Origin of the sequence: Parvularcula sp. LCG005 (assembly GCF_032930845.1) — a bacterium.
GTDB lineage: Bacteria > Pseudomonadota > Alphaproteobacteria > Caulobacterales > Parvularculaceae > Parvularcula.
Genome location: NZ_CP136758.1, coordinates 1,729,250 through 1,743,452 on the forward strand (window position 1 = coordinate 1,729,250; position 14,203 = coordinate 1,743,452).

Annotated in this window: 14 protein-coding genes and 1 other RNA gene; 4 read left to right on the forward strand and 11 right to left on the reverse strand. The window is 60.7% G+C overall.

Features of this window, described 5'->3' with window-relative positions:
• Position 1: 1 nt before the first annotated feature.
• From RUI03_RS08145 to rnpB, 7 genes are all read right to left on the reverse strand, one after another.
• Positions 2-1,426 carry a UDP-N-acetylmuramoyl-tripeptide--D-alanyl-D-alanine ligase gene (locus tag RUI03_RS08145; protein ID WP_317286964.1) on the reverse strand — a complete coding sequence of 475 codons (1,425 nt, stop codon included), beginning with the start codon at positions 1,424-1,426 and terminating at the stop codon, positions 2-4.
• On the reverse strand, positions 1,423-2,871 hold the full coding sequence (locus RUI03_RS08150; protein WP_317289640.1) for a UDP-N-acetylmuramoyl-L-alanyl-D-glutamate--2,6-diaminopimelate ligase: 1,449 nt from the start codon (positions 2,869-2,871) through the stop codon (positions 1,423-1,425). The genes RUI03_RS08145 and RUI03_RS08150 overlap by 4 nt, the downstream gene beginning before the upstream one ends.
• Positions 2,858-4,621, reverse strand: a complete 1,764-nt coding sequence (locus RUI03_RS08155) for a penicillin-binding protein 2 (RefSeq protein WP_317286965.1) — start codon at positions 4,619-4,621, stop codon at positions 2,858-2,860. The genes RUI03_RS08150 and RUI03_RS08155 overlap by 14 nt, the downstream gene beginning before the upstream one ends.
• Positions 4,621-4,986 carry a hypothetical protein gene (locus RUI03_RS08160; RefSeq protein ID WP_317286966.1) on the reverse strand — a complete coding sequence of 122 codons (366 nt, stop codon included), beginning with the start codon at positions 4,984-4,986 and terminating at the stop codon, positions 4,621-4,623. The genes RUI03_RS08155 and RUI03_RS08160 overlap by 1 nt, the downstream gene beginning before the upstream one ends.
• A gap of 14 nt (positions 4,987-5,000) precedes the next feature.
• Positions 5,001-6,002 carry a 16S rRNA (cytosine(1402)-N(4))-methyltransferase RsmH gene (rsmH, locus tag RUI03_RS08165; protein ID WP_317286967.1) on the reverse strand — a complete coding sequence of 334 codons (1,002 nt, stop codon included), beginning with the start codon at positions 6,000-6,002 and terminating at the stop codon, positions 5,001-5,003.
• A complete protein-coding gene (locus tag RUI03_RS08170) occupies positions 5,999-6,556 on the reverse strand; it encodes a hypothetical protein (protein WP_317286968.1) in 558 nt (185 codons plus the stop codon). The genes rsmH and RUI03_RS08170 overlap by 4 nt, the downstream gene beginning before the upstream one ends.
• Before the next feature lie 230 nt (positions 6,557-6,786).
• Positions 6,787-7,181: RNase P RNA component class A (gene rnpB / locus RUI03_RS08175), an RNA gene on the reverse strand.
• A gap of 82 nt (positions 7,182-7,263) precedes the next feature.
• Between rnpB and RUI03_RS08180 the strand changes: the two genes are divergently transcribed.
• A complete protein-coding gene (locus tag RUI03_RS08180; protein ID WP_317286969.1) occupies positions 7,264-8,700 on the forward strand; it encodes a UDP-N-acetylmuramate--L-alanine ligase in 1,437 nt (478 codons plus the stop codon).
• Positions 8,701-8,830: 130 nt separating this feature from the next.
• Positions 8,831-9,472 (forward strand): YbjN domain-containing protein, encoded by a 642-nt coding sequence (locus RUI03_RS08185; protein WP_317286970.1) that lies wholly within the window; start codon positions 8,831-8,833, stop codon positions 9,470-9,472.
• Positions 9,473-9,550: 78 nt separating this feature from the next.
• Here the strand turns inward: RUI03_RS08185 and RUI03_RS08190 are convergent, their stop codons facing one another.
• Positions 9,551-10,471: a branched-chain amino acid transaminase gene (locus tag RUI03_RS08190; RefSeq protein ID WP_317286971.1), complete on the reverse strand. Its 921-nt coding sequence runs from the start codon at positions 10,469-10,471 to the stop codon at positions 9,551-9,553.
• 100 nt (positions 10,472-10,571) lie between these two features.
• On the opposite strand from RUI03_RS08190, the gene mazG reads away from it, so the two are divergent.
• A complete protein-coding gene (gene mazG, locus RUI03_RS08195; RefSeq protein ID WP_317286972.1) occupies positions 10,572-11,375 on the forward strand; it encodes a nucleoside triphosphate pyrophosphohydrolase in 804 nt (267 codons plus the stop codon).
• 86 nt (positions 11,376-11,461) lie between these two features.
• Positions 11,462-12,127 carry a hypothetical protein gene (locus RUI03_RS08200; RefSeq protein WP_317286973.1) on the forward strand — a complete coding sequence of 222 codons (666 nt, stop codon included), beginning with the start codon at positions 11,462-11,464 and terminating at the stop codon, positions 12,125-12,127.
• Positions 12,128-12,174: 47 nt separating this feature from the next.
• Here the strand turns inward: RUI03_RS08200 and RUI03_RS08205 are convergent, their stop codons facing one another.
• From RUI03_RS08205 to RUI03_RS08215, 3 genes are all read right to left on the reverse strand, one after another.
• Positions 12,175-12,861: a hypothetical protein gene (locus tag RUI03_RS08205; protein WP_317286974.1), complete on the reverse strand. Its 687-nt coding sequence runs from the start codon at positions 12,859-12,861 to the stop codon at positions 12,175-12,177.
• Positions 12,862-12,972: 111 nt separating this feature from the next.
• A complete protein-coding gene (locus RUI03_RS08210) occupies positions 12,973-13,356 on the reverse strand; it encodes a metallopeptidase family protein (RefSeq protein ID WP_317286975.1) in 384 nt (127 codons plus the stop codon).
• Positions 13,353-14,201: an inositol monophosphatase gene (locus RUI03_RS08215; RefSeq protein WP_317286976.1), complete on the reverse strand. Its 849-nt coding sequence runs from the start codon at positions 14,199-14,201 to the stop codon at positions 13,353-13,355. The genes RUI03_RS08210 and RUI03_RS08215 overlap by 4 nt, the downstream gene beginning before the upstream one ends.
• Positions 14,202-14,203 lie beyond the last annotated feature (2 nt).

The window sequence follows — 14,203 nt, forward strand, 5'->3', positions numbered from 1 at the left end:
GCTACTCCCCCATTGTGGCGTTGGAAAGGAAAGCATCGAGCAAAGGTCCGACGCGTGATGCGTTCGAGCCCTTGAAGAGGACGATATCGCCGTCCTGTAGATCCGCCAGCAGCGGCTCGATCAGATCAAGCGCCTGTTCGGCGTGAGCGCGGTGCACGCCAGAGCCGAGCGCATCGCGCAGCGGCACCATTCCTGGTCCGGCCGTGTACACCATGTCGACCCCTGCTTCAGCGATCGGGGTGGTCAATTGTCTGTGAAAGACGTCGCTGTCCTTGCCCAATTCCCGCATTTCACCAAGGACAGCGATCCGCCGCCCTTCCGTGCCCTGTCTCGTCGTGCCCAGCACCTTCAACGCCGCCGCCATGGACGCCGGATTGGCGTTATAGCTTTCGTCGATAATGTGGACGGTTGCCCCGCGGATGGTCATGACATGAGTCGCGCCTCGGCCACTGCCCGCTGCAAACCGCTCAAGGCCTGCAATGACGGAGTCCACCGTTGCACCGCTCGCCAGGGCAGCGGCGATAACCGCACAGGCATTGCTCGCCTGATGACGGCCGGGCGAATCGAGAGTGAAAATCTTCTTCTCGCCTTCAACCGATACCGTCAGTTTGGCCGGGCCGGCGCCATCAGGGTCATAGTCCAACAGGCGCACCCCCCACTGCGCACGCGCGCTTTCCCCAAAGGGAATGATCGTGGTGACGCCATTTCGACCGGCCTCGTCGCACAGGAAATCATAATAGTCGCTATCCGCCGGCAGGACAGCCACACCACCCGGGCGAAGCCCGGTCAGAATCTCTGCTTTCGCCGCCGCAATACCATCGACGGAATCAAAAAACTCGAGGTGAGCCGCCGCTATGGTCGTGATGATCGCCACGTGCGGCCTGACCAGTCCGACCAGCGGCGTGATCTCGCCCGCATGGTTCATGCCGATCTCGAAAACGCCAAACCGGGCATTTGCCGGTAAAGCCGCGAGGGTCAGCGGTACGCCGATGTGATTGTTGAAGCTCTTCTGTGCCGCATGGACCTTGCCTGAAGGCGCCAGCGCAGCGCGCAGCATCTCCTTGGTGCTGGTCTTGCCCGCACTGCCAGTGACGGCGATCAGCTTGCCGAAATTCCGGTCACGCGCGGCCGCGGCCAGTGCCGACAGGCCCGTGAGTGTGTCCTCGACCATCAGGGCAGGACCATTGGCAGCGGCAGTAGCATCACTGGCCAGAGCAGCAGTAGCGCCCGCTTCCCGCGCTGCCTGAATGAAGTCGTGACCGTCCCGCGCATCCTTCAGCGCGACAAACATCTCGCCTGATCGCAGCGTTCGGGTATCGATCGACAGCCCACTGACGACCCACTCATCCCCACCGGCAAGCTGTCCGCAGGTCGCTGCACGCGCTTCTAACGCAGTCCAGAGCGGCGTGGTCGACAATACACTCATGCTTCACTCGCCTCAGCCATCAAACGGCTGGTCGTGGCGACATCGTCAAAGGGATAGGTCACACCCTCTATCGTCTGTCCAAGTTCGTGACCTTTGCCCGCTACAAGAAGCACGTCGCCAGGCTTCAGTGCGGCAACGCCTGCGGCAATGGCGTCTGCGCGACCACCAATATTCAGGGCAGACGGCGCGCCGGTCTGCACTTCGGCCCGAATAGCCGCAGGGTCTTCCGAACGCGGATTGTCGTCAGTAATGATCAGATGCTGCGCGGCGCTGGCGGCCGCTTTGGCCATCAGCGGCCTCTTGGTTCGGTCCCTGTCACCGCCTGCGCCAAAGACGATATGAATATCACCATCAGCATGGGGACGGATCGCGGCGAGCGCCGTAGCGATAGCGTCAGGCGTGTGGGCATAGTCCACATAGGCCGTGGCCTCACCACCATCGGCGAAGCGCTTGATACCGGCCAGCTGCATACGTCCCGGCGCCGCTGAAATCGATGACAGCTGCTCAAACACCCGCTCGGCGGACAGACCGCTAACAATGGCCAGCCCTGCAGCAACCAGCGCGTTGTCGGCCTGATACGCACCGATCAGCGGCAGTGCGATCTGATAGGACCGCCCCTGGTGCTGGATGTCCATGGACAGGCCATCAACCGTGGCCTCGAGTTGTTTGAGGACGATGTCCTTCCCCTTGCGCCCGACTGAGAAGACCTTTCGGCCCGCCGCCACTGCGGCTTCCGCCGCACGGTCCGAGCCCGGACCATCGGCGTTGATGACCGCTGTTGCGCCGACAGGCAGCAATTCCGTCAGCAGGCGCATCTTTGCGCTGAAATAGTCCCGAAAGTCGGGGTGGTAGTCCAGATGATCCTGGGTGATGTTGGTGAATGCCGCATATTTGAAACTGACACCATCAGCCCGGTGCTGCGACAGACCGTGGGAGGACACCTCCATCGCAAGATGTGTGGTGCCCATCGCGGCCATGGTCGACAGAATCTGATGGATTTCGACGGGGTCCGGCGTCGTATGACGCAGTGCATAATCATAGCCAGGCGCAACGGCACCCAATGTGCCCAGCGATCCGGCCTTTTTGCCCAGCGCATTCCAGATCTGCGACGTGAAGCGCGCCACGGACGTTTTGCCGTTCGTGCCGGTAATGCCAGCGACGTGTTCAGGCTGGCCCGCGTGAAAGCGCATGGCAATCTGCGCGAGCGTCAGGCGCGGCTCTTCGCTTTCGATGACAGGAACGCTGGCCTTCGTGCCTGGCAGCGCTAGGACGGCAAATGCGCCATCTTCCACCGCCTGTTCAATGAATGCACGGCCGTCAATATTGCTGCCCGGCAGGGCGGCGAAAAGATAGCCAGCCTTGACCAGGCGACTGTCCGCCGTGATGCCCGTGATCTCAACGGGCGGCAAGCGTCTGGCCAGCGCCGTCAGTTCATTGAGCTTCATCAATTTCCGTCTCCGTCAACAAGGCCGTCAGCGCATTATTGTCCGTCAACTGACGGTCCCCCTGCTCACGGCGCAACCCCACAAACCCGTCAAAGGCAACATCATCGCCTACCGGCATCAGACCTAGAGCCGGCGCCACACGCTCCACCACCCGCTTGAAGACCGGCGCAGCCACGTATCCGGCTGTGGCATAGCCATAGGTGGATTCGATCCCTTGCGGCTCGTCGAACGACACCAGCAGCACATATTGAGGATCATATCCCGGGAAAGCGCCGATGAAGCTCGAGATCAGCTCGCCATGGTCGTCATAACCGCCGATGCCGGGCTTGTCTGCGGTCGACGTCTTACCGATCGGATAGAAGCCGGCCACTTCCGCCTTGCCGCCAGTTCCGTCGGTCACCGTCTTGCGCAGGACAATGCGCATCTGGTCGCTGGTCGCGCGGGAGAACGCCTGATGCTGTTTGCCTGCCCCGCCGTCAATGAATGTTGGCGCGTAGTAAGTACCGCCATTGACCACCGCCGCGAAGGCCGCCGTCAACTGCAGCGGCGACACGGCGATCCCGTGACCGTAGGAAGATGATGCCAGCTCCGACGGCCGCCACTCCTTGGACAGCATCGGTGTGCCCGCCTCCGCAAGCTCGGTGGCGAGTGGGCGGTCGAGGTTGAGGGTTTCCAGCACGGCACGAAAGCCGTCCACGCCCAACCGCTGGACGATCTGGATCGTGCCGATATTGGACGAGTACTGAACGACCTCTGCCGTCGTCATCGGCGATTTCTTGTGGCTGTAATCGTCAATCGTCCAGGCGCCGATCTTGAGCGGCGTCGCAACGTCAAACTGATCCGTCAGTTCAATCACGCCATTTTCGAGCGCAGCGGCCACGGTGATCGGCTTGAAGGCTGACCCCATCTCGTAAACATCTGACATGGCGCGGTTCCGCCACGCCCCTGTGTCCGCTGAACCGGGCTGATTCGGATTGTAGTCGGGCAGGCTCGCCAGCGCGCGAACTTCCCCAGTATTGGCGTCGAGCAAGACACCCCAGGCGGCCTTGGCCGAGAACGTCTGCAACGCGCCAGCCAGCTCATCCTCCAGCACCTGCTGCGCCACAAGATCAATCGACAGGCGAACTGGGCCTTTCGCGCCAGGCTTCATGGTCAGATCAAGGGCCTTTTCCACGCCCACAACGCCGCCGCGACCGGGAATCGTGTAGCCGACCACATGGGCGGCCAGATCCCGCTGCGGGTAGGCGCGCCCAGTGGTATCAGGGAAACGCAGGCCCGGCAGGCCAAGCGCGATCACGGCTTGGCGCTCTTCCGGCTGGATGGAATCCATCACCAGCGTGTACTGTTTTTTGGCCAAGCGGGTGCGCAGTCGGTCAGCATCGATGGTCGGGAACAGGCCCTGCAGACCGGATACCGCCTCTTCCACATCCCAGATATCCCGGCCGTCGATGGCCAGGCCTTCGGCGGAGCTGTTCATGATCAGTGGACGACCATTGCGGTCAACAACCTCCGGACGAATGGGGACAGCATTCTCTACACGGATAAGGCGAATCTCATCGTCCATGCCAAACGCAAGGTAGCCGAGCCGCAGGATCATCACGGCGAATGCGAACATGAAAAAGCCGCCACACAGCATCAGCCGGAATTGCCCATCTGACTTGGCCGCGGCGACCGGCGTGCGGTCGCGCGGGGCATGATCGTCGAAGACGGTCGTGACCGTGACAGGCTGTGAGAGGCCTTCCATCATCATTACTGAACAGCCCTTTCAGCGGCAGAGAGATCATTCATCCCGATCGCATTGCCGATAATGTCGGCATTTTGAGGGACGGCAGATGGTTTTTCGGGGACCTTTATTCCCACGACTCGCGCAAAATCACGATCATCGGCGATCTGCTCGGACCGGACGGTCCGCAAGGCCAGATGCTGGGCGTTCAGTTCGGACAATCGTCCGGCATTCTCGAGCACTTCCACGTCGAGGCGCACCCGATCCACGTCGCCCTGCAGCGCTTCGCGAGCGTCGGCGAGGCGCTGAAGCTCCCGCTCGCTCTGGCGCACATTGGCCTCCGCGTGGAATCGTCCTGCCGCAGCAAGAACCAGGAGAGCAGCCAAACTCATTGTCACAATCTTCATTACACCGATACCCATGATTGTTGGAGTTGAGAAAATACAAGCGGAGGGATGCCCAGCCCGGCCAGGCGAGCGTCATCCCATTGTCCTGCAGGCGCGGCATTCCGAACCGCCGCGCGCAGGGTGGCAGAGCGGGCGCGGACGTTTCGCTCGACCTCGGCGGAACCGGGTGTGAGCGCCTTGCCGAGCGCCGAAAAGGTAGAGGCCGGACCGCTGACCTCTGGCATGTGCCGTGAGCCGCCACCGGTCCGCCCGGTCACCGAAGCAAGAAAACGCTTCACAATGCGGTCCTCCAGCGAGTGAAAAGACACCGCAACAAGGCGCCCCCCCTCTGCCAGCACAGCCTCCGCAGCGATAAGCGCACGGACAATCTGGCCCAGTTCATCATTGATGAAGATGCGCAGCGCCTGAAACGTCCGGGTGGCGGGATGGACCTTGCCACCGCGCCCCAACGCCTTTTCCACTACCGCCGCCAGCTGGGCGGTTGTGGTCAGCGGCGCCTCGTCCCGCGCCGATCCGATCAGATTGGCGATGTGCCGCGCGCGGCGCTCCTCGCCATACTGATGAATGACATCAGCAATGTCGCCGGTCTTCGCGGTGTTGATGAAGTCCGCCACGGGACGCCCCTCACCCATCCGCATGTCGAGCGGGCCATCCGCCATGAAGGAAAAGCCGCGCTCGGCCTGATCCAACTGCATGGAGGATACGCCAAAGTCGAAAACCGCCCCGTCGACCGGCACAAGACCGCGTTCGGTCAGCACCTGCCCGAGACGATCAAACGGCGCCTGAATGAGGCTCAGCGCATCTTCGCCGGCAAAATTTTTCTGGCCCGCTGCAATGGCAGTAGGGTCGCGATCAAAGGCAATGACGCTGGCCCCGGCCTTGAGGAACGCCCGCGTGTAGCCGCCCGCACCGAATGTGCCGTCGACAATCTTTTGTCCCGGCTCGATCGACAGCGCACCGATCACTTCGTCAAGAAGAACGGAAATATGCGGCTCGCTCATTCGCCCCCTCCCGCCCGATTGCGGGCTGGTGACATGCGAGCCCGGAGGCGATTGCGCGTGTCCGGATCGAGACTGAGAAGACGTGATTGCTTGGCAGCAATGGCCGGCGCGTCCGCCATCACGAAAATATCGCCGCGGCCTACAAAGCTGACCGGACCAGACAATTGCGCGTGGTCACGCAGCGCCTTTGGCACCACGACACGGCCGGCCTCGTCGAAATAGAGGCGCTCGACAAGCCCGAGCACCATCTCTTCTGCATCCAGACGATCACCGGACATCGGATCGGTCAGATCCAGTCCGGCCACCATGTACAGAAGATAGTCCTTCAAATCGGCGCCACCGCACAGAAGTTCATCGGCGAGGATCGAGGGCGCACAGAACAGGACCGGCGCCGGATCATCACTGCCGGCATCGATCTGGCGGCGCATATCCGCCGGAATGGAGACGCGACCCTTGGCATCGATCTTGTTGGTCGCATTGCCGACAAAACGGCGACGCTCGAGGGGGCGGCCCTCTTTCGTGCGTATCGCTTCGTTTTGCTCGGTCGCGGCCATTGCTCGTTATCACCCAAAGGAGCCTGTCGGCCCCGCCATGCTGATCGGTATTCCGCCCTGAAATGCCCAAACTTGGGATAACATGGGAAACCCCACCAAGCAACGTGAATGCGAAACGGTGGATAACTTCTTAACGCACTATAGAAGTAATATCATGCATCGAACAAATATAGAACAAGCAATGCGTTGCGATAGTGCATTGAAAATGAGGATGTGAACGGGCGAAGGTGTGTGTCAGAGGGCCTGTAAGCCGGGTTCTGTACCGCCTCCGAGAAGGCAGTGACGACCATTCCTCTAGCGACGAACTTGCGTCCGTCGTCCAGCAACCAACCCGAACAGCCTGGGGGTGGCGGCGCCCCTGCACCAGCCATAGGCGGTGCGCGCTGTTCCTATTCGGTCTTGCTCCGGGCGGGGCTTGCCGTGCCCGATCCGTTGCCGGACCGGCGGTGCGCTCTTACCGCACCGTTTCAGCCTCACCGAGCTCTCCTGCGAACAGGAGTGCAAGGCGGTTTGTTCTCTGTGGCGCTTTCCCTTGGATCGCTCCAGCCGGGCGTTACCCGGCACCCTGCCGCCATGGAGCCCGGACTTTCCTCTGAGTTGCCCCAGCGATCGCCCAGCCTTCTGACACACAGTCGGGTGTCTTGCCGTCTTTTACCGTCAAATCAACGGCTCATTGCCAAATCCGACGAATAGTCTAGGCGGTGGGCATGATGAAAAATGCGCATCTGATTGGCCTTTGTGGTGCTGGCATGTCTGCCGTCGCCCGCCTGCTTCAGGAAACCGGATATATCGTGACGGGGTCGGATGAAGGGTTTTATCCGCCGGTCAGCGACTACCTCACCCGCATCGGTCTTGGCTGCATGATCGGCCACCGCGCCAGCAACATTCCGCCCGACCCGGACCTGATCGTGATCGGCAAGCACGCCAAGCTCGTGCCCGAAAGCAATGAAGAAGTCGCGGCCGCACTGGACCAGTACGCGGACAACGTTCACTCCTTCCCTCAGGTGCTGGCCCAGTTGACCGCCGATCGCGAACGGATGGTGGTCGCAGGATCCTACGGCAAGTCGACGTTGACCTCTCTGATTACCTGGTGCCTCGTTTCCACTGGCAAGGCGCCGGGCTGGTTTATCGGGGCCATCCCAAAAGGCCTGTCCCATTCGTCAGCCATGGGAGGTGCGGGGCCGTTTATCTTTGAAGGCGATGAGTATCCCAGTGCCAATTGGGACGACCGGCCCAAATTCGTCCATTATGATCCGGCGACGGTTCTGTTGACGTCTGCCACCCATGACCACGTCAATATCTATCCCACGTTGCAGAGCTATCATGCGCCATTTCATGCGCTCATGACCGGGCTGTCCGAACGCCAGGGCCACCTGATCGCGTGCACGGACGAGCAATATTCGTCGAACTTCTTCTACGCATTCCCCGGCCGCAAGACGTCCTACGGGCTTGAGCCCGGCGCAGATTACGGGGCGCAGATGATCGAACTGGGAGATCCCATCGCTGGCACGCCGACCCGCTTTACCCTGACCGTGGACCGAACCCCTTATCCCGGCTTCGAGACCAGCCAGATGGGTCGACATGCGGTCCAGAACATTTGCGGCGCCGCCGCCTATCTTGTGGGCGAAGGCCATCTGACCATTGATGAGTTCCAGGCCGCGGTCGCAGCCTTTGCAGGGCTTGAGCGACGGCTCGACCGCAAGGCACCGGGCAGCGCTCTGCCCGTCTATGAAGGGTTTGGCTCGTCCTACGAGAAAGCCCGCGCGGCGATTGATGCCATGCGGGCGCATTTTCCCCAGCGTCGCCTGATCGTGATGTTCGAACCGCACACTTTCACCTGGCGCAATCGCAATGCCCTGTCGCAATATGACAGCGCCTTTGCCGGTACCGACACCGTCTGGATGTTTGCACCGCCCGACCACGGTCAGGGCACGCATGATCAGGTATCCGGCGAAGAGATCGTCGAGCGCGCACGGCAAACCCATCGGGACGTGCGGATTTTCACCAAGGACGATGTGAGCCAGGTGCTGGACGATGCCTCTCCTTCAAACGACGTGTTGCTGATCCTGTCGTCGGGCAGCTTTGGCGGCAGCCTCGCGAGATTTCTCGCAGCGGTGGTCGACCGCCATCCGGCGACAAGCTGAAGCGGCAATCCCCTGAACAGGTGACGCGTTTGCGCCACGCCGGAGCGCTGGCAGCAGCCATGGCCCCAGCGCCCCATTGCCTCGGCGGTCAGGTCTCGTTAACGTCGAGGTCTAGTCGGGGATATGAGCTATGAAATTCTTGTCGAGTCTTGCCGCAGCAGCCGCAGTCGTTCTCTCAGGGGCCGCCCTCGGGGGCGCCATGGCCCAGCCGGTTTCCCGGCCAACAGAGATGCTGCCGAGCGTGTCATTCACTCACATCGAACCGGTCCTGCGCGAGGCGGGCTTCCAGACACTGATCCAGGAAGCGAATGGACAGAAGGTGATGTATGTACAGGCGAACAACCGTCGCCTGCAGCTGTTCCAGCGGGCCTGCAGCTCTGAAACGCAGTGCGCCGGCCTGTGGATGTTCGCGTTCATGACGAGCAGTGCGTCGTTGGATCAGATCAACCAGTTCAACATGGGCTCCAAGCCAGCCCGCGCCACGCTTATCAACGGCAAGGTAGCCCTCGACCGCTATCTGATTGCTGATTACGGCACAGCTCGCGGCTCGTTCGTGATTAACGCCGCTGTGTTCGTGAGCATGATCGATCAGTGGTTCGAGTTCGAAAAACAGACAGGCGCCGTGGCCGTCAGCTTTGAACCCCTGTTCGGCGAGACACCCAGTGCGGCCGGCATGGACCACGAAACGTACGACGTGTTCAAGACGCTGTCAGAAAACTCGGGCCTGACCAATTCCAACAACAGCATTGGCCTGCCTGGTTCGATCAACTGATCTTCCAAGCCTTTACTCAAAAGAAAAGCGGCCCCGCGAGGGCCGCTTTTTTTGTGGTGTGTGGTCTGATGAGTTGGCTCAGACCTTGTCGAGCCAGCCCCAGCGGTCCTCGGTCGTGCCATCGAACAGACCAAAGAACGTATCCTGCACCATCTTGGTGATCGGGTTATCGCCTTCCTTGCCAACGATAAGTCCGTCCACGGAGCGGATCGGCGTGACCTCAGCAGCTGTCCCTGTGAAGAACAGCTCGTCAGCGCCGTACATGGATTCCCGTGACATCGACTGCTCGACCAGCTCCACGCCCTTGTCCTTCAGGATGGTGATGACGGAGTTGCGGGTGATGCCGCCAAGCAGCGAATTGGCCAGTGGCGGCGTCACAACGCGGCCATCTTTGACCATGAAGATATTCTCGCCGCCGCCTTCAGACACGGTGCCGTCATGGGTCAGGCCAATACCTTCGGCGAGGCCCTGCTTCTTGGCTTCCATGGTGATCAGGCGGGACGACAGGTAGTTGCCAGCCATCTTCACGCCCGCAGGCTGCGTGCCCGGTGCGGCGCGACGCCAGCTCGACACGCCCACATCGATCCCCTTCTCCACGGCATCAGCGCCAAGATAGCGGCCAAATTCGAACGCGATGATGTCGAGTTCGTTCGGCGCGCCGGTGGCGGATGGCGACATCTCACCATAGCCGAGATAGGCGTTGGTACGGATATAGGCCGACTCCAGACCATTCTCCCGAACGGTGCGGCGCGTCGCTTCCATCAGCTCGTCCGCGGTGAAGTGGATGCCGATGCCGTAAATCCGCGCCGAGTAGAACAGGCGGTCGATATGGGCATCGTTGCGGAAGATGTAGGTGCCGGTTGGCGTCTTGTACGCCCGGCTGCCTTCGAAGGCGCAGGTGCCATAAAGCAGCGCATGCGTCATGACGTGGGTCGTCGCCTCTGCCCACGGTACCATCTCACCGCTTCTCCAGATGTATTTGGATTCTTTGATGGGCATAGGAAAACTCCGATTCAATTTCCGGGGGTTGTATCACCGCCCGCACGCCCTGCAAGAAGGTCGCGCAAGAAACAATAGTCCCAGTGCAACGGAGCCGAAGATGGCCTTTTCGCCCCCCGAAGATAGACGTTCCCTCTCTGCACTCACCCAGATCATGGCCAATCTTCGCGCGCCCAATGGCGGCTGCCCATGGGACCTCGAGCAGGACCACCGGTCCATTGCGCGCTACACGATCGAAGAAGCCTATGAAGTCGTCGATGCGATCGAACAGGGCGACGATCAGGATCTGCGCGACGAGCTTGGTGATCTGCTGCTGCAGGTGATCTTCCACTCCCAGATGGCCAGCGAGCGCGGCGCGTTCACTCTGTCGGACGTCATAGAGTCCATCGTCGACAAGATGGTCCGGCGTCACCCCCATGTCTTTGCCGATGCGGACCACCGCAATGCAGACGAACAGACCGCCGCATGGGAAGACATCAAGGCCGCAGAGCGCGCCGGCAAAGACAAGCTGCAGGGCGCCCTCGCCGATATTCCTGTCGGCATGCCCGCCCTGACGCGAGCGGAAAAGCTGGGCAAGCGCGCCGCTCGGATGGGCTTTGACTGGCCTGACGTTTCTGGGGTCACCGACAAGATCCGCGAGGAACTGGCCGAGACCGAAGAGGCGATCAGAACCGGAGACGAGAGCAAGGTCGTCGATGAGCTGGGCGACCTTCTGTTCAGCGTCGCCAACCTCACCCGCTATCTCGGCGTAGATGGTGAAACCGCTCTGCGCGGCACCAACGCCAAGTTCATGCGGCGCTTCGCAGCCATTGAAGACGGCGTCGCTCGCAGCGGCCGACGGTTTGAGGATCACACCCTCGCTGAGCTTGAATCCTATTGGGATGCGGCGAAGCGGGCTGAATAAGTTGATCTTTTCGAACTGACAGCCAATTCATTAAGGATTTCTTCCTTAAGGTGCGGCCGGTCAATCAACTGCACGGAGAGACACGCATGATTCGCACGCCCCTTATTCTGGCCGCCGCCCTCTGCGCCGCCACCGCCCTGCCCGCCGCGGCTCAGGATATTGCCGTCGACGGCAGTCTTGGGACCACCGGTATTGGCGCCCATGTCCAATGGAAGCCGATCAACCGGGTCGTTCTGCGCGGGGGCTACAGCTATCTCAACTTCACGCGTGACGATCAGGAATATGACGGTGTCGAATATGATGCCGAAATGGATTTCCAGATGCCAAGCGGCTTTGTCGACCTGCACCCGTTCGAGAACGGCTTCACTCTGACTGGCGGTGTTTATCTGGGGGAGAAGATGGCCGACCTGACGGCGAACCCGGACGAAAACGTCACGGTGGGTGATCTGACCTTCACGCCGGAGCAGATCGGCATCCTGAATGCACGGGCCGATTTTGAAGACACCGCGCCCTATCTCGGGGTCGGTTGGGACAACGCCCTGTACGGCGACGGCGGCATATCGCTGTTCGCCCGGTTGGGCGTCATGTTCACGGGCAGTCCGGAAGTCAGCATGACGGCAAGCGGCGGCACACTGAGCAATGAAGCCATTGTTCAGGAGGCCCTTGCCGATGAGGAGGCCGAACTGAAAGACGATATCGAGGACTACGACCTCTACCCCGTCATCAATGTCGGCGTGAGCTTCAGCTTCTAGTCAAAAAGCGATCCGCCTGATCAGTGCAGGCGGATCGCCCATGATCGTCAGCGTTTGGCTTTGCGACGAGCAGCACCCGCGCCAAGCAGGCCTGATGCAAAGAGAACCGCGGCAGCAGGCACGGGAACGGCATCGGCTTCCAGTTCCAGGAAAGCGATATTGGCAATGCCGGTCACGGTGGGAGAGGTATTGTTCCAGCGCGTCTCGTCGATGACCACCTTGGAAATGCCAAGGGCACTTTCAAAACCGACGAACACACCGCTGAACAGGGTCGGCATGGTCAGCGACACCGTCTCGATCAGCGATCCGTCTGCGGTAAAATAGGAAATGTCATAGCTCGCACGCGAAGAGACAAGGTCGAAAGCGATAACGGCCTGCGCTTCGTCGAAGGACAATGTCAAATAAGACGTCGGCGCATTATCGGTCAGCAGGTTCGTGTATCCTGCAGTAGAAATATCTGTCCGCCAATTTGGACCTGCACTATCGGTCAAGGTGAATCCGTTGGCCGTGATGACAGGGTTGTTCTGCACCATCGTCGCTTTTGGATCGCCCAGCGTCTCAGCACCGCTCAAGTCGGCTCGGCTGATCACGGCGGCGTTTGCTGCGGCTGACATAGAAAGTAATGCAGCGCAGGCTGCGATGGTAACTTTATACCCAGGTAAATCCCCACTTTGTTGCACGCCTACCCCCGCAAATTTTCTGCCACATCGGTCCATCTTGGAACGAAACGGCATCGCGGAGGCATCAGCATGCAATCGAGGCGGAACTGTCTTCCAGATCAATCGCCTATATAGGGGATAGCCGTGCCAAAATCGTCAGGCGCGCTGCCTGTGGATTGTATGGCCTCAAGCCTCATCTTCCAATGCGTGCATGTCGTCATCGGACAGGCCAAAATGATGGCCGATCTCGTGGACAAGGACGTGTGCGATGACTTTTTCAAGGCTGTCACTGCCCTCGCGCCAATAACGGATCATGGGCTTGCGATAGAGAAAGACCATGTCTGGCTGGGTGGCGACATCGAACAGGCTTTTCCGCGTGACATCAACACCGTGGTAGAGACCCAGCAACCCGTCCGGATGCGAGATGCCAAGGCGCGCCAGCGTCTCGTCATCGGCATAGTCGACGACGCGGATATGGACATCCTTGCTCAGCGTTCGGAAGGCTTCCGGCAGGCTGTTATAGACCTCGCGCACCACACTCTCGAAATGATCGGCAGATAGATCAGTCATGGCTTCAGTCTTTCGGCAAAGGTGGTCCATTGTGCCGCGTCGCCGATGGTCAGCATCGGCCGGTGCGGCTGGACGATCGGGCGATAGACGGTCGCGTCGTCCAGAAATCGGGACGCGCCCCCTGCTTCGCTGACAAGAAGCTCACCGGCCGCATGGTCCCAGGGGTTCATCATGTATTGCAGGACGAAATCGAGCTCCCCCCGCGCCGTGTCGAGATAGGCGTAGGCGGAGCAGTGCCCCTGCCGCGCCCCGCGTACTGTCCGCAGACAGTCATTGAGCAATGACCGGTAGGGCTCGGCCATATATTTGGACGAGTAATCCCCATAGGCGTCTTGAAATTTCACGCTCCGGTTCGTCTGCAGTCGGCGACCCTCGAGAAATGCGCCAGCTCCCGGGGCGGCCATGGCCATCCTGTTCTCAACAGGTGCAAATATCCAGGCACCACGGGTCTCCCCCTTGACCACAAGTGCGACCATCACAGCGAAATTGCTCTCTCCACGAACAAAATTTGCCGTACCGTCGACGGGGTCGACAAGCCAGACCGGCGCGTCTTCGGACAGCCGCTCAAGGACCGATCCATCGGCCGAGACCGCCTCCTCACCGACGACGACCGAGCCCGGCAGCAGGTCCATCAGACGCGGGGTGAGCGCCAGTTCAGCCTCCTGATCCGCAATTGTCACAAGATCACCCGGCCCGGATTTTTCGGTGATGTCAGCATCATTCAAGGACCGAAACCGCGGTAGGATCAGCGTCTCCGCGATCTCCCGCATCAGGTCAGCTGTCTGGTCGAAAAGCGTGTCATTGATCATGCAGAGGACGTAGCGCGACCGTGCAGCAGGCGCCACTG